The sequence below is a fragment of the Klebsiella oxytoca genome (genome assembly GCF_009707385.1).
Taxonomy (GTDB): Bacteria; Pseudomonadota; Gammaproteobacteria; order Enterobacterales; family Enterobacteriaceae; genus Klebsiella; species Klebsiella oxytoca_C.
On sequence record NZ_CP046115.1, the window covers coordinates 3,718,784 to 3,739,607 of the forward strand.

16 protein-coding genes, 1 tRNA gene and 1 pseudogene are annotated in these 20,824 nt (G+C 52.1%); 8 read left to right on the forward strand and 10 right to left on the reverse strand.

Translation table 11 applies throughout. The features are described from left to right. Positions 1-9 precede the first annotated feature (9 nt). The 3 genes and pseudogenes from yejM to GJ746_RS25455 all read left to right on the forward strand — a co-directional run. The gene (gene yejM, locus GJ746_RS17270) at positions 10-1,770 is read left to right on the forward strand and encodes an LPS biosynthesis-modulating metalloenzyme YejM (protein WP_154681303.1); all 1,761 of its coding nucleotides are present in this window, start codon (positions 10-12) and stop codon (positions 1,768-1,770) included. A gap of 77 nt (positions 1,771-1,847) precedes the next feature. Next, positions 1,848-1,924 (forward strand) — tRNA-Pro (locus GJ746_RS17275). A gap of 203 nt (positions 1,925-2,127) precedes the next feature. Further along, positions 2,128-2,280 (forward strand): annotated as a pseudogene (locus GJ746_RS25455) (SOS response-associated peptidase family protein); the annotation flags it as partial. 74 nt (positions 2,281-2,354) lie between these two features. Here the strand turns inward: GJ746_RS25455 and GJ746_RS17280 are convergent. Both GJ746_RS17280 and GJ746_RS17285 read right to left on the reverse strand, forming a co-directional pair. Next, entirely contained in the window at positions 2,355-2,903 is a 549-nt protein-coding gene (locus GJ746_RS17280; RefSeq protein ID WP_154681304.1) for an AAA family ATPase, read from the reverse strand. Between the two features lie 145 nt (positions 2,904-3,048). Further along, the gene (locus GJ746_RS17285) at positions 3,049-3,474 is read right to left on the reverse strand and encodes a VOC family protein (protein ID WP_154681305.1); all 426 of its coding nucleotides are present in this window, start codon (positions 3,472-3,474) and stop codon (positions 3,049-3,051) included. 234 nt (positions 3,475-3,708) lie between these two features. Here GJ746_RS17285 and GJ746_RS17290 point away from each other — a divergent pair, with 234 nt between their 5' ends. After that, positions 3,709-4,815 (forward strand): AI-2E family transporter, encoded by a 1,107-nt coding sequence (locus tag GJ746_RS17290; protein WP_154681306.1) that lies wholly within the window; start codon positions 3,709-3,711, stop codon positions 4,813-4,815. 65 nt (positions 4,816-4,880) lie between these two features. Here GJ746_RS17290 and GJ746_RS17295 read toward each other — a convergent pair whose 3' ends face one another. Continuing rightward, positions 4,881-5,303: a hypothetical protein gene (locus GJ746_RS17295; protein ID WP_154681307.1), complete on the reverse strand. Its 423-nt coding sequence runs from the start codon at positions 5,301-5,303 to the stop codon at positions 4,881-4,883. Positions 5,304-5,640: 337 nt separating this feature from the next. Here GJ746_RS17295 and eco point away from each other — a divergent pair, with 337 nt between their 5' ends. Further along, a complete protein-coding gene (eco, locus tag GJ746_RS17300; RefSeq protein ID WP_154681308.1) occupies positions 5,641-6,132 on the forward strand; it encodes a serine protease inhibitor ecotin in 492 nt (163 codons plus the stop codon). A 44-nt stretch (positions 6,133-6,176) separates the two neighbouring features. Here eco and mqo read toward each other — a convergent pair whose 3' ends face one another. Further along, positions 6,177-7,811 carry a malate dehydrogenase (quinone) gene (gene mqo / locus GJ746_RS17305; protein WP_154681309.1) on the reverse strand — a complete coding sequence of 545 codons (1,635 nt, stop codon included), beginning with the start codon at positions 7,809-7,811 and terminating at the stop codon, positions 6,177-6,179. Positions 7,812-8,160: 349 nt separating this feature from the next. On the opposite strand from mqo, the gene GJ746_RS17310 reads away from it, so the two are divergent. Further along, entirely contained in the window at positions 8,161-9,336 is a 1,176-nt protein-coding gene (locus tag GJ746_RS17310; RefSeq protein ID WP_195908874.1) for a SulP family inorganic anion transporter, read from the forward strand. Here GJ746_RS17310 and mgtE read toward each other — a convergent pair. From mgtE to GJ746_RS17340, 6 genes are all read right to left on the reverse strand, one after another. After that, entirely contained in the window at positions 9,299-10,735 is a 1,437-nt protein-coding gene (gene mgtE / locus GJ746_RS17315; protein WP_154681311.1) for a magnesium transporter, read from the reverse strand. The genes GJ746_RS17310 and mgtE overlap by 38 nt on opposite strands. A gap of 168 nt (positions 10,736-10,903) precedes the next feature. After that, positions 10,904-12,547 (reverse strand): multidrug ABC transporter permease/ATP-binding protein, encoded by a 1,644-nt coding sequence (locus GJ746_RS17320; protein ID WP_154681312.1) that lies wholly within the window; start codon positions 12,545-12,547, stop codon positions 10,904-10,906. A gap of 76 nt (positions 12,548-12,623) precedes the next feature. Then, positions 12,624-13,274 carry a DNA oxidative demethylase AlkB gene (gene alkB / locus GJ746_RS17325; RefSeq protein ID WP_154681313.1) on the reverse strand — a complete coding sequence of 217 codons (651 nt, stop codon included), beginning with the start codon at positions 13,272-13,274 and terminating at the stop codon, positions 12,624-12,626. Then, the gene (gene ada / locus GJ746_RS17330; RefSeq protein WP_154681314.1) at positions 13,274-14,338 is read right to left on the reverse strand and encodes a bifunctional DNA-binding transcriptional regulator/O6-methylguanine-DNA methyltransferase Ada; all 1,065 of its coding nucleotides are present in this window, start codon (positions 14,336-14,338) and stop codon (positions 13,274-13,276) included. The genes alkB and ada overlap by 1 nt, the downstream gene beginning before the upstream one ends. Positions 14,339-14,410: 72 nt before the next feature. Next, entirely contained in the window at positions 14,411-15,463 is a 1,053-nt protein-coding gene (gene apbE / locus GJ746_RS17335; RefSeq protein WP_154681315.1) for an FAD:protein FMN transferase ApbE, read from the reverse strand. Positions 15,464-15,567: 104 nt separating this feature from the next. Next, positions 15,568-16,695 carry a porin OmpC gene (locus GJ746_RS17340; protein ID WP_154681316.1) on the reverse strand — a complete coding sequence of 376 codons (1,128 nt, stop codon included), beginning with the start codon at positions 16,693-16,695 and terminating at the stop codon, positions 15,568-15,570. A 773-nt stretch (positions 16,696-17,468) separates the two neighbouring features. Between GJ746_RS17340 and rcsD the strand changes: the two genes are divergently transcribed. Together rcsD and rcsB are read left to right on the forward strand one after the other, a co-directional pair. Continuing rightward, positions 17,469-20,129, forward strand: coding sequence for a phosphotransferase RcsD (gene rcsD / locus GJ746_RS17345; protein ID WP_154681317.1), 2,661 nt, complete (start codon positions 17,469-17,471; stop codon positions 20,127-20,129). 16 nt (positions 20,130-20,145) lie between these two features. Further along, positions 20,146-20,796 (forward strand): response regulator transcription factor RcsB, encoded by a 651-nt coding sequence (gene rcsB / locus GJ746_RS17350; RefSeq protein ID WP_154681318.1) that lies wholly within the window; start codon positions 20,146-20,148, stop codon positions 20,794-20,796. Positions 20,797-20,824 lie beyond the last annotated feature (28 nt).

Genomic DNA, 20,824 nt, shown 5'->3' on the forward strand with positions numbered 1-20,824 from the left:
CAACAGTATATGGTGACTCTTCGTCAGCCCTACCGAGAAAAAGTCTCCCAGATGGTCAGCTGGGGACACTGGTTCGCCCTTTTCAACATGTTGTTGGCTATGGTGCTCGGCAGTCGCTATCTGTTTGTCGCCGACTGGCCAACGACGCTTGCCGGACGCCTTTTCTCATACGTCAGCCTCGTTGGTCACTTCAGCTTCCTGGTCTTTACCAGCTATGTCCTGATCCTCTTTCCGCTGACTTTCATCGTCATATCCCAGCGCTTAATGCGCTTTATCTCGGTTATTCTGGCGACCGTGGGCATGACGCTGCTGCTGATCGACAGCGAAGTTTTCACCCGTTTCCACCTGCATCTTAATCCCTTTGTCTGGGAACTGGTCATTAATCCCGATCAGAACGAGATGGCACGCGACTGGCAGCTGATGTTTATCAGCGTCCCGATCATCTTTCTCCTGGAAATGCTTTTTGCGACCTGGAGCTGGCAGAAGCTGCGCAGCCTGACGCGTCGCCGCCATTATGCCCGTCCCGTTGCCTGGTTCTTCTTTATTTCCTTTATCAGTAGCCACCTGGTCTATATCTGGGCTGATGCGAATTTCTATCGTCCGATAACCATGCAGCGGGCCAATCTACCGCTTTCCTATCCGATGACGGCGCGCCGTTTTCTGGAAAAACACGGCCTGCTGGACGCACAGGACTACCAGCGCCGCCTGGTCGAGCAAGGCTCGCCGGAAGCCGTCTCGGTGCAGTACCCGCTTAGCGAACTGCGTTATCGCGATCTCGGTACAGGTTATAACGTGCTGCTTATTACCGTTGATAACCTTAATTACTCCCGCTTTGAGCAAAACATGCCGGCGCTGGCCGGGTTCGCCAAAGAAAACGTTAACTTTACCCAGCATATGAGTTCCGGTAACACCGCAGACAGCGGGATGTTTGGCCTGTTCTACGGCATTTCACCGAGCTATATGGACGGGGTTCTGTCAGCGCGCATTCCGGCGGCGCTGATTACCTCCCTGAATCAGCAGGGCTATCAGCTGGGACTGTTCTCATCTGACGGCTTTAGCAGCCCTCTCTATCGCCAGGCGCTGCTATCCGATTTCTCCCTGCCCGCCGCGAAAGCGCAAAGCGACGAGCAGACCGCCAACCAGTGGATTAACTGGCTGGAGCGCTACGCCCAGGATGAAAATCGCTGGTTCTCATGGGTTTCGCTTAACGGCACCACGTTCAATGACGGGCAGCAGCAGAACTTTGTCCGTCGTTACAGCAGCGCTGCCGGAGAGGTTGATACGCAAATTGGTCGTGTGCTGAACGCGCTGCGCGAGGCGGGCAAGCTGAACAACACGGTGGTTATCGTGACGGCGGGCCACGGTATGCCGCTGAACCCGCAGCATGACCAGTTTGGCTGGTCGCGCGAGCAGCTGCAGGTTCCGTTGGTCATCCACTGGCCTGGCACCCCGGCCCAGGAGATTGCGACGCTAACGGATAATAAAGACGTGATGACAACCCTGATGCAGCGTTTGCTCCACGTCTCCACCCCGGCTAACGAATATTCGCAGGGTGAAGACCTGTTTAGCGCCGCCCGTCGCCGGGTTTGGGTAACCGCGGCCAACAGCGACACGCTGGCCATTACTACGCCGAGAGTGACGGTGGTACTTAATCACAACGGCACTTACAAAACATGGAACAGCGACGGCGAGAAAATTAAAGATCAAAAACCGCAGCTTAGCTTGCTGCTGCAGGTGCTGACCGATGAAAAACGCTTTATCGCTAACTGATTGATTATTTATAAATCAATCAGTCATTTCCCGGCTTGCATTCAGTTGGGGAACGGGTAATATTGTTCCCCACAAATCGGCACGTAGCGCAGCCTGGTAGCGCACCGTCATGGGGTGTCGGGGGTCGGAGGTTCAAATCCTCTCGTGCCGACCAAAAATCCCAATAAAACCAGCCTTTTATGGCTGGTTTTTTTTATGCCTGTTTTTCAAACGGGATGTCATGGGGGTGAAACACCGTCAATGCTCCCTCATCGAGCCTCACCTCCCCTGAAAAATAAAGCTACTCGTCCAATATTCTATACTTTCCGTCTGATTGCTGTAGGGACGATTTGCTCACTCACAAACCCGTGAAGAGCACTCATCAATGCTCGTGTAGAAACGCGTCGATAAGCAAAATGTAAGCCACTATGGCTGCGCGGGCGGGCGACTTGTTTTGCTGATGGCTGGTTTGAATGGAGGCGAGAAGATGACAAGAAACAGATATATTTCATGCGCCAGAAAAATGGCAAGCTCAGGTTGTCTATCCAACAGAATTTTGCAGACTCATGGATGGTGATTCAGCGTTACGCGCAGCTGCAAGTTTATCAACGTACTATATTGGAAAAGATAAAATCCACACGCTCTTCTACAGAACCACGTGGTAATTCAAGCAACTGATAGTCATACATGCGGTATGTTTTCACCATCGCATGATATGTCGCGACGGCGACATCGAAAGATTGCTTACGCTCTGTATCCTGTACATATATGTCACGCCAGGGTGGTGCAATAAATACGGTACGATTATAGCGAAATTTCTCTATGGCGTTTTCCAGATGTCTCGGTATGGTAAGCTCTGAGAAACGTAAATAACCTGCAACATCAGGAACGCCACGGTCGAAGAAGCAGAGTGGTGTTTGCCCTTCCGCCTCGTGCCACGAACGCATTTCCCAGCATAGCATCAGCTCCGCAAATGCGGTCTGGTTGGCCCATGGCAATGCCTCACCACCGATGTTAACCTGGTCTTGTATAACACCTCTTCCAGCTTCTTTCGAACACCAATACCCTCGTTCTATAATCGCATCAATTATTGTGCTTTTACCCGACCCCGGGCCGCCTGTAAGAATGAACCGATGTTGAAAAGCTGATGACATTGAACCCTCCCCAATCTTTTTAGACACGATGATGCTGCAATATAGATGGCATGACTAACCCGGATTATCTTCATCCGTGTGTCCGCTTTTTGTTTTATGGCGGGCTAAGAATCCTTGATGACGTCCTGGTGCCAGAAGAGGACTGTTATTCTGCGTCTACGAACTTATCTGCCTCCGGAGAATAATGCTGATAAACGCATGCCAGCTTATGCCCGTCAGGATCGCGCAGATAGGCAACATAAAAGTCAGGTCCGTACGCGGTTCGTGTACCAGGCCCCCCTTCATTCTTCCCTCCCGCAAGAAGACCGGCTGCATGGAACCGTCTGACGGTGTCCGCGTTATCTGCTCTGAATGCGAACATTGTCCCGTTTCCCGCCGTTGCAGGATGACGGTCAAAAGGAGGACAAATACAGAAGGTGAACCCCTCATTCGGATTATTTTCATCTCCCCACATTGCCCAGTCTTCTGTCCAGGCAGGCAGACGTGAGTAGCCAAGAACCTTAAAAACAGCGTCATAAAAGTCTACGGAGCGCTGAAAGTTATTTGTACCTATAGTGATATAAGTCAGCATCTTATTACATCCTTTTTGCCGTTTATCTGAACTGACATTCTACCTCTCAGAGTAGCAAGGAACTATTTCCCCTGATGTGGCAGTCGCCGCTTTGAAACTATGGCACCGGCGGTTCCGGCATAAAATGCCATATTGACTCAATTTGCTATAAAAAACCCAATTCTCGCTTTGATTGTAAATCATGGAAAAGCTTCTATTATTTGACTGTACACGTCATTTTTCTGAAGGATTTACATGAGAGTTAATGGACTTACGAAAGGATTTTTTATCCTGATCGTGCTGATCGTTACCCTGGCTTTTTTCGATGTCCTCTCCCCCTATTATTCAGCTATTTTATGGGCAACGATCCTGGCGGTGATTTTCCACCCGGTGAAGAATAAACTCCGCGATCGGCTCGGTGAACGCAACGGCCTGGCGGCGTTTCTGACAATCGTGATTATCTGCCTGATCGTGTTCACCCCGCTGGCGATCATTCTCTCGTCTCTGGCCTTCGAGCTAAACGTGGTTTACACCAAGCTTCAGCACAATGACACCCAGTTTCCGACGGTTGTCGCGAACCTGTTCGCTCACCTGCCGGAATGGGCCAGAAGCTTCCTCTCTGAGCATAATCTCGATAGCGCCGAACAAATTCAGCAGCAGCTTTCTGACGTTGCGCTCAAAGGTGGCCAGTACCTGGCCGGCAGCGCCTTCCTGATTGGTAAAGGCACCTTCGGTTTTACCATTAGCTTCGGCATCATGCTTTATTTGCTATTTTTCCTGCTAAAAGATGGCCCATACCTGGTCCGGCTGATCCTTGAATCCCTGCCGCTTTCGAATCACGTTAAGCAGCATCTTTTCGCGAAATTCGCCGCCGTCGCCCGGGCGACGGTAAAAGGCACCGTGGCGGTCGCGCTTGCGCAGGGGGCGCTTGGAGGACTTGCTTTCTGGATTGTCGGTATTGATGGCAGCATCCTGTGGGGCGCGCTAATGGCGTTCCTGTCGCTTATTCCGGCGGTAGGCTCGGCAATCATCTGGGTGCCTGCCGCAATCTATCTCTTCGCTACCGGCCAGCTCTGGCAGGGGGCCTTTATCGTCGGTTTCTTTGTGATAATTGTAGGCCTGGTCGACAACATTCTTCGTCCTTTACTGGTTGGCAAAGATACCAAAATGCCGGACTACCTGATCCTTATCACCACTATTGGCGGGATGGAAATCTACGGCATCAACGGTTTTGTTATCGGTCCGCTTATTGCCGCGCTGTTTATCGCCTGCTGGAACCTTCTCTCGGGACGCGATCATGCCGGAAACATTGATGAACTTGATGAGGATTTTCTGGAAGAAGGCAGGAATCACGAGGAGTAGCGATTTTCAGCTGAACATCTGCCGCAAAATAACACAGGGGGAAACATCCCCCTGATTAACGCTTTTTATTTGGCGTAACCTTTAAATACGCCCTCCTGAGTGACGGCGATTTTACCGTTAGCGTAAACAATGAAGTTGTAGAGCCCCTGCTGATAAACGGTCGCGTCTTTGTTTTTCTCAATGACCGCCGCAGGTTTACCATCAATACTCAAGCCGGTACTGGTGTTTTTAATTTCCATACCGGCAAAATGCTTCATCTTAACCTTCGCATTTTGCCCGTGCTGAACCGCAGCCGCAGCGTTTTCCAGAGCCTGTTTCTCGTAAACCGCATTTATCGAGGCCTGACGATTTTGTTCCGCTAAATAACAAGTATCCCGGGAAATACCTTTGGCCTCGCAGTTAGCCAGGCGCTGTGACTCGGAAGTACATCCCACTAATAGCGAGCAAGCGCCCCAGGCCAGAACCAGTAAAACCGTGTTAAATTTCATCTACCATCACTCTTATCAATTGCTTGTATTGACGATTTCCTTTCAATTAATTTCCCTTATCAATCATTCTAAATGATTGATAACAAATATATCGCATGAAATAATTTCATATGTAAATCAATTATTTTATTGACCCTGGTCATTCCAAATATTCGTATAATCAATACTAAACTCAGGCTAAAGGGTGAGAAACTGTTGCTCGTGATGCGCTTTCAGCCCACTACGGCAGCAGAATTTATAACTGATAATTATGAAAAATTTGGTAAATACCACCACCATCTCATCCATTTAATGCTAACATTATGCTGATCAGGATTGATAAAAAAGGATTACCCACGTGAAAAAAATCACCACTTTTGCCGTTTCCCTGTTGGCCGTTGCCTGCGTCTCCACTAGCGCCCTGGCGGCAGAACAGCCCCTGGAAAAGATCGCCCCTTATCCTCAGGCCGAGAAGGGCATGAAGCGCCAGGTGATTCAGCTGCCGCAGCAGGAAGATGAATCCGCGTTTAAAGTAGAACTGATGATTGGCCAGACGCTGGAAGTTGACTGCAACCGTCATCGTCTTGGCGGCCAGCTGGAAAGCAAAACCCTTGAAGGCTGGGGCTATGACTACTATGTATTTGATAAAGTAACCTCACCGGTCTCAACGATGATGGCCTGCCCTGACGGGAAGAAAGAGAAGCAGTTTGTGACGGCGGGCCTCGGCGATGCGGGGATGCTGCGCTATAACAGCAAGCTGCCCATCGTGGTTTATACCCCGGACAACATTGATGTGAAATATCGTATCTGGAGAGCGGACGAAACCATCGGCGCTGCCGTTGAGCGTTAATCCCTCAAGAGAGAATCCGGCGGCATAAGCCGCCGGAAAAGGGATTACAGCGCAATATCCGCGATAGGTTTACCTTCCGGCAGCGGCTTCAGCTCCGCCTGTGGCACATCATCAGCGACCGTAAGCGGCTCATAATGCAGTTCCAGAACTTCACTGGTCCACGCCAGCGCCTTTTCAATCTCCGCGGCATTACCGTCCAGACGCGAACCGTAACTCGGTATTATCGCTTTCAGCTTCGCCTGCCACTCCGCTGAGTTAATCTTGTCTTTGAACACTTTCTCCATCAGCTGCAGCATGATTGGCGCTGCGGTGGAAGCTCCCGGCGAGGCGCCCAGCAGCGCGGCCACGGTGCCTTCATCATCGCTGACAACCTCGGTTCCCAGACGCAGCACGCCGCCCTTCTTCTTATCGCGTTTGATAATCTGCACGCGCTGGCCTGCCTGCCATAAACGCCAGTCTTCTTTACTCGCTTCCGGGTAGTACTCGCATAGCGCCGCATGGCGATCTTTGTCTTTTTGCAGCACCTGGCTAATGAGGTATTTTACCAGGTCGAAATTATCCAGCCCCACGTTGAGCATCGGCATAATATTCGAGGTATTAGTGGACGCCAGCAGATCCCAAAGCGAACCGTTTTTCAGGAAGCGGGTGGAGAAAGTGGCGAACGGCCCAAACAGCACCACGCGCTTACCGTCGATGATACGGGTGTCGATGTGCGGAACCGACATCGGCGGCGCACCGACTTCAGCCTGGCCATAGACTTTTGCCAGATGGTGAGTAACCACTTCCGGGTTCTCACAAACCAGGAACTGTCCGCCGACCGGGAAGCCCGCATACTCCTTCGCCTGCGGAATGCCGGTTTCCTGCAGCAGGGTCAGCGCGGCGCCGCCGGCGCCGATAAAAATAAATTTAGCTTTGATAACCCGTTTCTGGTGACGATTGTTAGCATCCGCAACCGTTACGGTCCAACTCTTGTCGGCATTGCGCTTAAAGCGACGGACCACCGTCCCCAGCTGGAGAGAAAAATTATCGTGGGTTTGCAGACCGGCAATCAGCTGACGAGTGATTTCACCATAGTTGACGTCGGTGCCAACTTCCGAACGGGTGGCAGCCACTTTCTGCTGCGGATCGCGCCCTTCCATCACCAGCGGCGCCCACTCTTTTATTTGTTGATGATCTTCAGAGTAGCGAATACCGCGGAATAGCTCGCTTTGCTGTAATGCCGCATAGCGGGCGCGCAGGAAGTTAACGTTGTCTTCCCCCCACACGAAGCTCATATGCGGCACGCTATTAATAAAGGATTTCGGCTTTTTCAGAACGCCACGGGTCACCTGGTGAGCCCAAAACTGACGAGAAATCTGGAATGATTCGTTGATATCGACCGCTTTATCGATATTGATACCGTTAGCGGTTTGCGGCGTATAGTTCAATTCCATCAATGCCGCATGGCCGGTGCCCGCGTTGTTCCAACCGTTCGAGCTCTCCTCCGCCACGCTGGACATCTGCTCGACCATGGTAATAGACCAATCTGGCTCCAGTTCCTGTAGCCAGGTTCCCAACGTGGCGCTCATGATACCGCCGCCAATCAACAATACATCCGTCTCTTGCTCATGGCGGGTGTTGGTCCGAGTGTTATTGGAACCAACCGCCTGTGAGCTGGGTACGGCCATCTTTTTCTTCATCGGATTTGAGCCTTACTTTACTCGCTTTATATTTAGCGCAGGTGAAACGATTCTCGGCTTCAAAGGTAACACTGAAGAAAAAAAATTTAAATATTGTTTAAATTTTAAGTTGAGTTTTGAGATCTGTTATAAAAATGTTTAATAAATGTGTATCACAAATCACATTTTGTACTGGTATCGGCCAGATTAACGCGCTATCATCCCCTGTTTTGTGACCAACCGCACGTTAAGTCGGTGGAAGCTGTCCACAAAATTTTAAATTGCGCGAATTTTTTTTATGCCTCCAGTTTCTGATTCCGCTGTTTCCGCTCACCATGGCTCATTAGGCCAGATACTGCGTTCGCCCGCGATGCTGACACGTGAAACGCTGGCCGGCGTGCTCACCGCGCTGGCTCTGATTCCTGAAGTCATCTCTTTCTCCGTCATCGCTGGCGTTGACCCGAAAGTTAGCCTTATCGCTTCCGTAGTACTGTGCCTGGCAATGTCGGTTCTCGGCGGCAGACCGGCGATGGTTACCGCCGCCGCCGGTTCGGTGGCGCTGGTTATCGGTCCGATGGTGCATCAATACGGTGCCGGCTATATTCTCCCGGCGGTCATAATGGCCGGCGTTATTCAAATTTTGTTTGGCATTTGCGGCATGGCGCGCCTGATGCGCTTTATCCCGCAGCCGGTGATGACCGGGTTTGTTAACGCGCTGGGTATTCTCATCTTTTTTGCCCAGGTACCGCATTTCTGGAGCAAGCAGCCGCTGATTATCGGCCTGTTTGTGTTAACGCTGCTAATTGTGCTGTGGGCGCCGCGCTATATTAAGGCTATACCTTCTCCGCTGATTGCTATTGTTCTGTTGACGCTGTTTACCGTTTTCAGCGGCCAGCTGCTGCCGACCGTCGGCGATGAAGGCTCGATGAGCGGCGGATTGCCCGGACTCAACGGCCTGATGGTGCCCCTGAACTTCACTACCCTAAACATTATCTGGCCCTGCGCGCTGAGCATCGCTTTTGTCGGCCTGATGGAATCGCTTCTGACGGCAAAGCTGGTCGATGATTTGACCCATACTCCGTCCAGTAAAGCACGCGAAAGCGCCGGTCTGGGCATCGCCAACATCCTCGCCGGGTTTTATGGCGGTATAGCCGGATGCGCAATGATCGGTCAGACCATCGTTAACGTTGAAATGGGCAAAGCGCGCAGCCGCATCTCGACCATTGTCGCAGGAGTGGTTCTGCTACTGCTGGTGACCGGATTAAGCGAAGTGATGGCGAAAATTCCGATGGCCGTCCTCGCTGGTGTAATGGTGATAGTAGCGGTAAAAACATTCAGCTGGCACAGCATTCGTCCGGCGGAACTGGCGCACAATCCATGGCCAGAAACGCTGGTGATGCTGGTGACCGTCGGCGCAACCGTCGGTACCAGCAATCTGGCGATAGGCGTCCTGGCGGGACTGATCTCCATGGTCCTGATCCCCCGCCGTCTGCGTACTCAGGCGCGGGCTACAGCAGAAAAATCGTCGCCAGCCCAAGAAAAATAAAGAATCCACCGGTGTCGGTAATGGCGGTAATCATTACGCTGGAGCCGACCGCCGGGTCACGTCCGAGCCTGACCATCACCATTGGGATAATCACCCCCATCATCGCTGCCATGAGCAAATTAAGCATCATCGCCAGCGTCATCACCGCGCCAAGCTGCGGGTCGTCATATAGCCACCAGGTAATGGCCCCCATGATACCGCCCCAGACGATGCCGTTGATCAGCGCTACGCCCATCTCTCGCAGGATCAAAAAGGTAAAGCTTCCCGGTTGAATATGCTGTAACGCCATTGCCCGCACGATCATGGTGATCGTCTGGTTGCCGGTATTACCGCCGATTCCGGCGACAATCGGCATCAGCGACGCCAGCGCCACCAGCTGAGAAATGGTGTGCTCGAAACCATCAATAACGCGGGAAGCGATAAAAGCGGTACACAGATTCACCGCCAGCCAGGCCCAGCGGGTCTTCACCGCTTTGCTCACCGGAGCGAATACGTCGTCATCGTTACTCAGTCCGCCCATCCGGCGTAAATCGTTATCCGTCTCTTCATACACCACATCAACGATCTCATCGATGGTCAGACGCCCCATCAGCTTGCCGTCAGCGTCAATGACCGCGGCGCTCAGCAGGTCATCACGTTCAAACGTACGCGCGACTTTTTCCGCCTCTTCGGTCGGCTGGAAGGTCACCGGATCGCCCTCCATCACCTCCCCTACCCGCTTCTGCGCATCGTTAAGCAGAATGGTTTGCAGCTCGAGCTCTCCAAGCAGCAGCTTATTGCGGGTCGTCACAAACAGTTTGTCGGTGTTTTCCGGCATTTTGCCTAGCCGTCGCAGGTAGCGCTGTACCGCCGCGAGGGTGGCTTCCGGCCGAACGGTGATGACTTCAAATTCCATGATCGCGCCGACGGTGTTGTCGGCATAGCGCATCATCTGGCGAATACGCGCGCGCTTATCGGCTGGTAGCGTCGCCAGCAGACGACCGGTCAAATCGCGCGGCAGGTGTTGCAGCAGGTAGACCTGTTCGTCAATATCAAGGTTTTGTAATGCAAACAGCAGGTCGTGATCGCTCATCTCTTCGATGAGGTCGCCCCAGACGCTTTCCGACGCTTCCAGCAGCACTTCACCGCGTTTATCGTCGGCCACCAGCCGCCAGAGCGCGTTACGCGCGTCATAGGGTAGCGCTTCGAGCGCATCCGCAAGGTCAGGCGGCGGTAGGTGTGAAACCAGCACTTCCACTTCTGCCAGATCGTCATCAAGCGTACTGTCATCATAGCGTTCAGCCAGGGTTAATTTACCCAGCAGTGAAGAGGTGACAGCTTTATCGGTACTGAGTAGCCATATGAGACGGGCGCGCTCTTCGTCACGCAATCTGGCGCTTTTTTTGTGCAAAACGGACATCGGTCAGGCAATCCTTGTAAAAATATCTGTCAGACCAGCAGGCCGGAAGCCATAAGCATAGCGCGAGGAGGCAGAAATAATAACCGTTATGAATTTAGTCGACGGAAAAAACAGCAGCCAGCGGGAAACCCGGAGGGTGGCAAATGCCTCCGGGCTGGACTAATGCGATCAGGCGGTACGGGCGACGGCATCGCGGGTCGCCAGCTCGCGCTCTTTACCACTCAGTTCCGACAGCTGGCCGCCGCGCATTTCCAGCAGCCTGTCGGCATGCTGAAAGTAGTGATCGTCATGGCTAATGGCGAAGATAGTTTTACCCATCTGCTGCATGAGCGGCAGCAGCACCTGATAGAATTCACGGCGGAAATGCGGGTCCTGATCCGCCGCCCATTCATCAAGCATGATGATATCTCTCTCCTCCGCTAACGCCAGCAGCAGCGCCACGCGCTTTTTCTGCCCTTTTGACAGCTTCAGATCGAGGATTTTGCCGTCATCCAACTGCAGCTTATGGTTCATTTTCAGGTAATCCAGCCACTTACGCACCAGCGCCGTGTCGGCCGCCTTCCCTTCCGGCCCCAGCAGCCGGTCGAACAGCCAGACGTCGGTGAATACCGCTGAGAATAGCTTACGATAATCTTCCGGTTTATCCGCTGCCAGGGGCTGACCGTCGACGAGTATCTGTCCGGAAACCGGCTGATACAAGCCGGTTAACAGCATAGCTAGCGTCGATTTTCCGCTACCGTTGCCGCCAATCAGAAACACCAGCTCGCCGCGTTTGAGGGTCAAGTTAATCGGCCCTACCGCAAAGCTATTATCGGAATAATGAAACGTCACATCGCGCAGCTCGAGAGTATGCCAGCCGGGATGCCCCTGCGCCTGCGGGAATTCAGCGCGATACGGCGCAAGAGAGAACTTATTCAGCTTGTTGAATGCCACCTGCGCGCTGAGCAAGGTAGGCAATGCGCCAACCGCGGATAGCAGCGGCGTACGCAGGAATAACAACGTCAGAGAGTAGGTCGCCGCCACCGCAGTATTGGCCCATCCCAGGCTATTGGCCATCCAGAAGACCAGACCAATCGCGCCCAGCATCATAATATTCGACCAGTTGACCGCGCTCAGATGGAAAGTATCGGCGCGAACAATATGGTGCCGGTATTCGCGCGCATCCGGGAGATAGAGCTGGTTAAACACATATTCAGCGCGCTCGCGGTTAAGCGTCAGCTCTTTACGCCCTTCAAGAACCGTCTGGTAATCCTGATACAGCTTATCTTCAGTCTCCCGCAGCGACGCCATATGCCGATAGACCCGCGATACCAGTATAAAACCGCCCCAGATGGTCAACGCCAGCCAGAGCGCGGTGACCAGCATCATTTTTCCCGAAAGCCAGGCCAGGTAAGCGGCGGAGCCTAAAGTCAGAATAATTCCCTGCACCAGCTCCGGCAGACGCACGAACGCAATCGTGATATTGCGGATATCGCTGGTTAATCCGGCCAGCAGCGATGCGCTGCCGATCTTCTCAATCTTCTCAATTTGCGTATCCAGGATGCGCTTAATAAATTCGCCGCGCAGGCGATAAACAAAATGGTGCCCAAGGATGGTCAAAGCCAGCTGCGAGCCAAGTGTAACCGCCATCAACAGTAATAGCAGTCCCAGAAACTCCGGCAGCACCGTCAAGGAGGTATCGACAATAGTAATAAGGCGCAGATTAATAAAGGCGATAAGCCCAATCCCCAGCGCCGCGCTCAGCAAACTCAGGGCAATAACGGAGATAAACGGCCAGCGATACTGGCGCCAGACAAGAAGAAGAAGTTCCATAACGCATAATCCGGGCAAGCAAAAACAGCCAGCAGTTTAAACTGCCCGGCGATGACAGCAAGAATAATTCTTATTTTTATTCTTCATTACCAGCCAGACGGAAAGTGAGATTGTAACGACAGGAGCCGGTATCTGGATGGATCCCCTCTTTTAGCGGCTGAATACCATGGTAAAACAGCCGGGACTCGCCTCCCCAGACCACCACGTCGCCGTGCTCCAGCAGCACCCGCTGTAGCGGATCGTTACGCCGCAGGCCGCCAAACTGAAATATCGCCGGAAGCCCCAGCGAGACGGACACGATTGGCGCCCGCAGGTCGCGTTCATCTTTATCCTGATGCAGCGACAGCTTTGTACCGGGCTGATAGCGATTGATAAGACAAGCATCCGGGTTAAAGCGCGTATAGCCGCCCGCAGCCGCAGCCTCCGCCGCCAGCTCGTGGAAAAGTAGCGGCATCGGCGGCCACCGCTTGCCCGTCAGCGGATCGTCGGCAGCGTAAAGATAGCCGCGCCGATCCGTGCTCCAGCCCAGCTTGCCGCAGTTGGTCATCGCCACCGACATCGTATAGCCGCCGGGAGTAACCATCTGGCGAAAAGGAGAACGATTGGCAATATCGCCGATTGCCTGCAGGAGTTGTACGGCGCGCCCACGGGCGTAGCGGCGTAAAATTATCGCCCCCGGGGCCAGCGGCTCCTGCCATGGCGGCGTATCGGCAAAAAGATCGAGCATTAGTTCTCCTCGGACTGCGCTTCTCGCGCCAGCAGCTGCGCCTTTCGTGGCGTTCCCCAGCGATAGCCGGATAGCGCCCCGTTCTCGCGAATCACCCGGTGGCATGGGATAACCAGCGCCAGCTTATTGGCGGCGCAGGCGCTTGCCACCGCCCTGACCGCTCCAGGGCGGCCAATACTTTGCGCCACCTGACGATAGCTGCGGGTTTCTCCCGCCGGGATCTGGCGCAGCATTTGCCAGACCTGAAGCTGAAAAGCCGTACCGCGCAGATCCAGCGGCAGAGAAACGGGATGTCGATGATCCGCAAGATGAGAGAACACCTGCGCCACCCGCAGGCGAAAAGCGTCATCGCCCGGATGCAGGCGCGCATTAGGGAATATACTGGCTAACTCTTCATAGAGCGAAGCATCGTCATTGCCCGGCAGCACTGCGCATACTCCCCGTACGCTCTCAGCCACCAGGCAGCGTCCTAGCGGGCTGTCGTCGCATACCCAGGTAATATCGGTATTCTCTCCACCGCGCCGAAACTGGCGGGCGGTCATCCCCAGCATGGCATCAGCCTGCTGATAATAGCTGCTGTTATCCGGGAAACCGGCGGCAAGAGCCGCATCGGTAATTTTCTCCCCCTGTCCCAGCGCTTCGCGTAAACGCCGGGCGCGCCATGCCTGCTGCCAGGCTTTAGGAGTCATGCCGGTAACGGACTTAAAGATGCGATGAAAATGATAGGGACTGACTGCAAGCTGGCGCGCCAGAGCTTCCAGAGTTATCGGCGCCTCCTGCTCCAGAAGACGACAGGCGGCGGCGACTTTCTCTAACTTCTGCTGCTGGGGAGCGATTTTCTCCGGCTGGCAACGTTTGCAGGGGCGAAAGCCCTCCGCCTGCGCGGTTTCTACGTCAGGATAAAAACGCACATTTTCGCGCAAAGCACGACGCGAGCGGCAGGACGGGCGGCAACAAATGCCGGTGGTCAGCACGGCAAAAACAAACTGACCGTCAGCACAAGCATCGCGTTCGCATACCGCCTGCCAGCGATGCTCATCGGTATCAATCATTCTCGGTTTCATAACGGACTCCTGCTATAAGTGTATCCTCACTCTGCGCCGAAGTCCGTTAGCAAAAACCCGAAATCTTGCTGTTTAATTTTTCTCACCGATGAGGAAAGCGCGGAACTGCGGCGACATCCAGGTTTTAAACCCGTCTCCTTCTTTGATAATCATATAGGCTGCGAGCCCCTGTTCACGAACCACGTTCTGGGCTTTTTCCGGCCCCAGCACCATCAGCCCGGTATCCCAGCCGTCGGCCTCCAGCGCCGTGGGGGCGATAACGGTAACCGAAACCAGTTTATGCTCGATAGGTCGCCCGGTTTGCGGATCGATAACGTGCGAGATGCGCTTACCGTCCAGCTCAAAGTAATTGCGATAGCTGCCGGAGGTGCTGATGCCGTGGCCGTTAATATCAACGATCGCCTGTACCGCGTTTTCACGATCGGTGGGTTTCTGGATCGCCACACGCCACGGCTGTCCTTCCGCGTTCATGCCCCGACTCACCAGCGCCCCACCCACCGAAACCAAATAGCGCGCGATCCCTTCCTGCTCCATCAGACGCGCCAGGTGATCGGCGGCATAGCCTTCACCGACGGTAGAGAGATCGACAAACAGATCCGGAATATCTTTTTGCAGAAACTGCTTATTAGCCTGGTTAATTACCGTCAGATGCTGTAGCCCACTGCGCGCTTTCGCGGCGGCAATTTGCTGCTCATCCGGCGTTTTTACCGGCTGTTTATCCGGGCCAAAGCCCCATAGATTGACTAACGGCCCGACGGTAATATCCATTGCACCATGGGTTTTAGCGCCAATACGCAGCGACAGCGTAACGATATCCGCCATTGCTTCGCTAACCGGCCAGGGCGCGGTGCTCGGTGAATGATTAAAGCGCATCAGCGCTGAATCGTTCTTCCAGGTGGAAAGCAGGCGATCGTCAGCATCCAGCTGAGCCTGAACTTTCTGACGCAGCGTCTCGGCCTTCGCCTCATCCATGTTTATCACGCTGACCCGCCAGAATGTGCCCATGGTTTTACCATCCATCACGGTAGCAACGGGTTTTGGCGTCTGTGGAGTAGTGGCTGAATCACAGCCGAAAAGCGATACGCAGGCGCCTAACAGGGCGGCGCGGAAAAAAGTGATATCCATAAAAATTGGCTTCCTCTTTCTGGGACCCAAAGAGTACACCAGCAAGATTAAACCGGGCATAAAAAAAGGCGCCATCGGCGCCTTTTTTTCAAACTTCAGCGTGCTTAGAACTGGTAAACCAGGCCCAGAGCAACGATGTCGTCGGTAGAGATACCGGCGGTGCGAGTGAAGTTGTTTGCGTCCAGCAGGTTGATTTTGTAGTCAACGTAGGTGGACATGTTTTTGTTGAAGTAGTAGGTCGCGCCTACATCAACATATTTCAGCAGATCTTCGTCGCCATAACGGCCCAGGTCCTTACCTTTAGACTGCAGGTAAGCCACGGACGGACGCAGGCCAAAGTCGAACTGATACTGGGCAACAACTTCGAAGTTCTGCGCTTTATTTGCAAAACCGATCTTACCAGTACGAGTCGCATTGTAGGTCTGAGTGTACTGAGTTGCCAGATAGATATTGTTGGCGTCATATTTCAGACCGCCGGTGTAGGTTTCAGCATTGTCGCCTTCACCCAAAACGCGGCGAGAAACATTGTTCTCATCATTATATCTGCTGTTGCTCTGATCATAAGTACGTTTAGAGTGAGAGTACGCAAAACCAGCGCTGATACCGTCGTAGATATCATAGGTCAGAGAGGTACCGAAACCGTCGCCGTTTTGTTTCTGGAAATCGCGACCATTATTAGTCACATCGTACTCACCGCTTGAGCTGCCGTTTTTACCCTGGTATTGCAGAGCAAAGTTCAGGCCGTCAACCAGACCGAAGAAGTCAGAGTTACGGTAGGTTGCAACGCCGTTCGCACGAGACTGTAGGAAGTTGTCGGAACCGTAGGTGTCGCCGCCGAATTCCGGCAGAACGTCGGTCCAGGAAGTTACGTCGTAAACAACGCCGTAGTTACGACCGTAGTCGAAAGAACCCGCGTCGCCGAATTTCAGACCAGCAAACGCCAGACGGGTCCAGGACTGCTTATCAGAACCTTCAACGTTGTTAGCCTGAACGTTGTATTCCCACTGGCCGTAACCGGTCAGCTGGTCGTTGATCTGAGTTTCGCCTTTGATGCCCAGACGCATGTAGGTCTGGTCGCCATCTTGACCTTTGTCGTCAGAAAAATAGTGCAGACCGTCGATTTTACCGTACAGGTCTAATTTGTTGCCATCTTTGTTATAGACTTCAGCCGCATTTGCTGCGCCTGCTACCAGCAGAGCCGGTACCAGGAGGGACAGTACTTTAACTTTCATGTTATTAACCCTCTGTTTGTTATATGCCTTTTATTATTGCCACTGCTTACTGATTACCCTTCTAATCAGTCGGCTATTTCATTGTGCTGCAAAATGCAGAATAATCCAACAAGAATATGATACTAAAACTCATAAGATGTTTCAAAATGCGCACAAGGTGTTTCAAATTGTAAATAAAAGGGAACTTTTTATATGCCTCAAAAGCGATATAAAATAAGCACTAATAATCAAGTAATAAAAATTATACATTTATATCAATGAGTTATTCATTTACTACTCTATAGCACTGAATGGTAAAACAAAACTCTTCTCTGAGACTAGAATTAATACCGCTATCATCATTAACTTTATTTATTACCGTCATTCAGTTCTGAATGTCTGTTTACCCCTATTTCAACCGGATGCCTCGCATCCGGTTTTTTTTACCCTTCTTTACACATCTTTAATTATTTCATGCTACTTCACGAAAAAAATAACGGCTATTAATCAAACAATTTACGCCATCGTTTGATGGTTATTTCTCCAATTTCTTGTTATTTAGTGCTATTTCTCTTATTAGATCTGTCAATAATTGTACAAAATCAATCTGGTCGTACATCTTTGCATCTCTTACAGGTTTAAGATAAATCTCAAGGCTAAAAAGTCTTTGTATGATATTCAGATGTATGGATTTTCGTCGTTAACCTTTATACTGTTAGCAGCATCTGCGCTGCCCCCGGTTAACTTGGTGCAACAGTCCGTTTACAAACACTGATGAGTCGTACTCTCACACGATGACCCCGAAAAAATTTTCCCTGATACCCGGCAATATCACCCGCTTCTTCATTCTCATGGTCATTGTCCTGCTGGCGACGATGGGAGTCATGGTTCAAAGCGCCGTCAACGCCTGGCTTAAAGATAAAAGCTATCAGGTTGTCAATATCAGCTACGACTTACACAAACGCATCGATGCCTGGCGCTACGCTACCTGGCAAATTTATGACAACATCGCCGCGACCTCTTCGAGTTCAACAGCCGAAGCAGGGCTACAGGAAACGCGTTTAAAGCAGGATGTTTACTATCTGGAAAAACCCCGTCGCAAGACGGAGGCGCTGATTTTTGGCTCTCATGACGGCTCAACGCTGGAAATGACGCAAAAAATCTCCAACTATCTTGATATCCTGTGGGGTGCCGAGACGATCCCCTGGTCGATGTATTACCTCAACGGCCTTGATAACAGCTTGATTCTGATTTCAACGCTGCCATTAAAAGATCTTTCATCCAGTTTTAAAGAGTCGACCATCAGCAGCGTCGTCGAATCACGACGGGCAGAGATGCTGCTCCAGGCTAATACGTTAGATGAAAGAGAGACGTTTTCGTCCCTTCGCCACCTTGCCTGGCAAAACGGCTTCTACTTTACTTTACGTACCACTTTCAACCAGCCCGGTCATCTGGCAACGGTTGTCGCTTTCGATCTCCCCATTAACGATCTTATCCCCCCAGGTATGTCGCTGGAGAGTTTCCGTCTTGAGCCCGACCCGTCGCAGAGCGTTGCCAGTAATCCGGATAAAGAAGCCGCCGACATCGTCAGCATTAACTTCAACGGCCCCCAGATTGAAATCATCACCACCATTAATACCACCGGGATGCGGCTGGTCTGGATGGTGCCCTTTAGTGAGCTGATTCTCGAGTCCTTGCAGAATATTTTACTGCCTCTGTTGCTGAATATTGGGCTGCTGGCGCTGGCGCTATTTGGCTTTACCACCTTCCGTCACTACAGCGGTCGTAGGGACGTACCAGGAACGGCCCTCTCCTCGGCAGCAAATAGTGAATTACGCGCCCAGCGTGCTATTCATGAAGAAATCGTCTCTCTTCTGCCGCTAGGGCTGCTGGTGCACGATCAGGAGGCTAACCGTACGGTAATTAGCAATCCGATTGCCGATCATCTCCTGCCGCATCTGAACCTGCAGAACATCATCAATATGGCCGATCAGCACCAGGGCGTGATTCAGGCGACGGTGAATAATGAACTGTATGAAATTCGGCAATTCCGCAGCCAGGTTTCACCACGTACGCAAATCTTTATTATTCGCGATCAGGACCGTGAGGTACTGGTCAATAAGAAGCTTAAGCAGGCCCAGCGCCTGTATGAGAAAAATCAGCAGGGGCGTACTGCGTTTATGCAGCACATCGGCACAGCGCTGAAGCAGCCTGCGCAAACGCTGGCGGAAGAAGCCGCAGCGCTTGGTATTGCCGAAAGCCGTAAGCTGGCCCAGCACGCGGATGAACTGGTGCAGCTGATAGATGAAATACAGCTGGCAAATATGCTGGAGAATGATAGCTGGAAGAGCGCTCAGGGCCTGTTCTCAATTCAGGATTTGATAGATGAAGTGGTACCTGAAGTTCTGCCCATCATCAAACGCAAAGGTCTTCAGCTGCTGATTAACAACTCACTGCCGGCCAATGAGCAGCGCTATGGCGATCGTGACGCATTGCGCCGCACGCTTTTACTGCTCATCCAGTATTCAATTACCACCACATCGATTGGCAAGATAACCCTGGAAGTGAGTAAAGATGAGTCAGAGGAGGATCGTCTGACCTTCCGTATCCTCGATACTGGTAACGGCATTTCCGCCAGCGAAATCGATAATATGCACTTCCCGTTCCTCAACGATACGCAGTCCGATCTTTACGGCAAAGCGAATGCCCTCACCTTCTGGCTCTGCGATCGCCTGTCGCGTAAGCTAGGCGGGCAGCTAAACATCAAAGCGCGCGAGTCGCTGGGAACCCGCTACTCCCTGCATCTAAAAATGGCGGCCAGCGCAGAAGAGAGTGAGTCCGGTGAGCATCTGCTGGATGAAGTCGTGATATTGCTTGATGTGACCGCCAATGAAGTACGCCGCATTGTTACTCGTAAGCTCGAAAGCTGGGGAGCCACCTGCATCACGCCGGATGACAGAATCACAAGTCAACAATATGATCTCTTTTTAACGGATAATCCGTCTAATCTTACTGCTTCGGGCTTGCTTTTAAGCGATGATGAAGTTCGGGTTCATAAGATTGGTCCTGGCCAATTCCGGGTAAATTTCAATATCAGCGCTGCAATGCAGGAAGCGATTCTGCAGCTGATTGAGCAGCAGCTTGCCGACGAGGAGGAACAACCTTCCTCTCAAGGTAATGAAAGTAACGCCGAACTGCATGCCAGCGGCTATTACTCGCTGTTTGCTGACACGGTACCAGATGATGTTAAGAGGCTGTATAATGAACTGGCAATGGGCGATTTCGCCGCGCTGGCGCAGACCGCTCACCGCCTCAAAGGGGCGTTTGCTATGCTAAATCTGGTTCCCGGCAAGCAGTTATGTGAAACGCTTGAGCATCTGATTCGTGAAAAAGATGCGCAAGGCATAGAAAAATATATCAGCGACATTGACGTCTACGTCAAGAGCTTGCTGTAGCAAGGTAGCCTAATACATGAACAATATGAACGTAATTATTGCCGATGACCATCCGATCGTACTGTTCGGTATTCGTAAGTCACTTGAGCAAATTGAGTGGGTGAACGTTGTTGGCGAGTTTGAAGACTCCACTGCATTAATCAACAATCTGCCAAAACTGGACGCACATGTCCTGATTACCGATTTATCCATGCCAGGCGATAAATACGGTGATGGCATTACGCTTATCAAATATATCAAACGTCATTTCCCGGAGCTGTCTATCATTGTCCTGACGATGAATAACAACCCGGCGATCCTGAGCGCGGTTCTGGATCTGGATATTGAAGGGATCGTTCTGAAACAGGGTGCGCCGACCGACCTGCCAAAAGCGCTGGCCGCGCTGCAGAAAGGTAAAAAATTCACTCCGGAAAGCGTTTCGCGTCTGCTGGAAAAAATCAGCGCCGGCGGCTACGGTGACAAACGCTTGTCGCCAAAAGAAAGTGAAGTACTGCGCCTGTTCGCCGAAGGTTTCCTGGTTACCGAGATTGCCAAAAAGCTCAACCGCAGTATTAAAACCATCAGTAGCCAGAAAAAATCGGCGATGATGAAGCTCGGCGTGGAAAATGACATCGCCCTGCTGAACTACCTCTCTTCCGTTTCCCTGAGCTCAACGGATAAAGACTAACGTCTTTCTTCCCGGATAGCGCATGCTA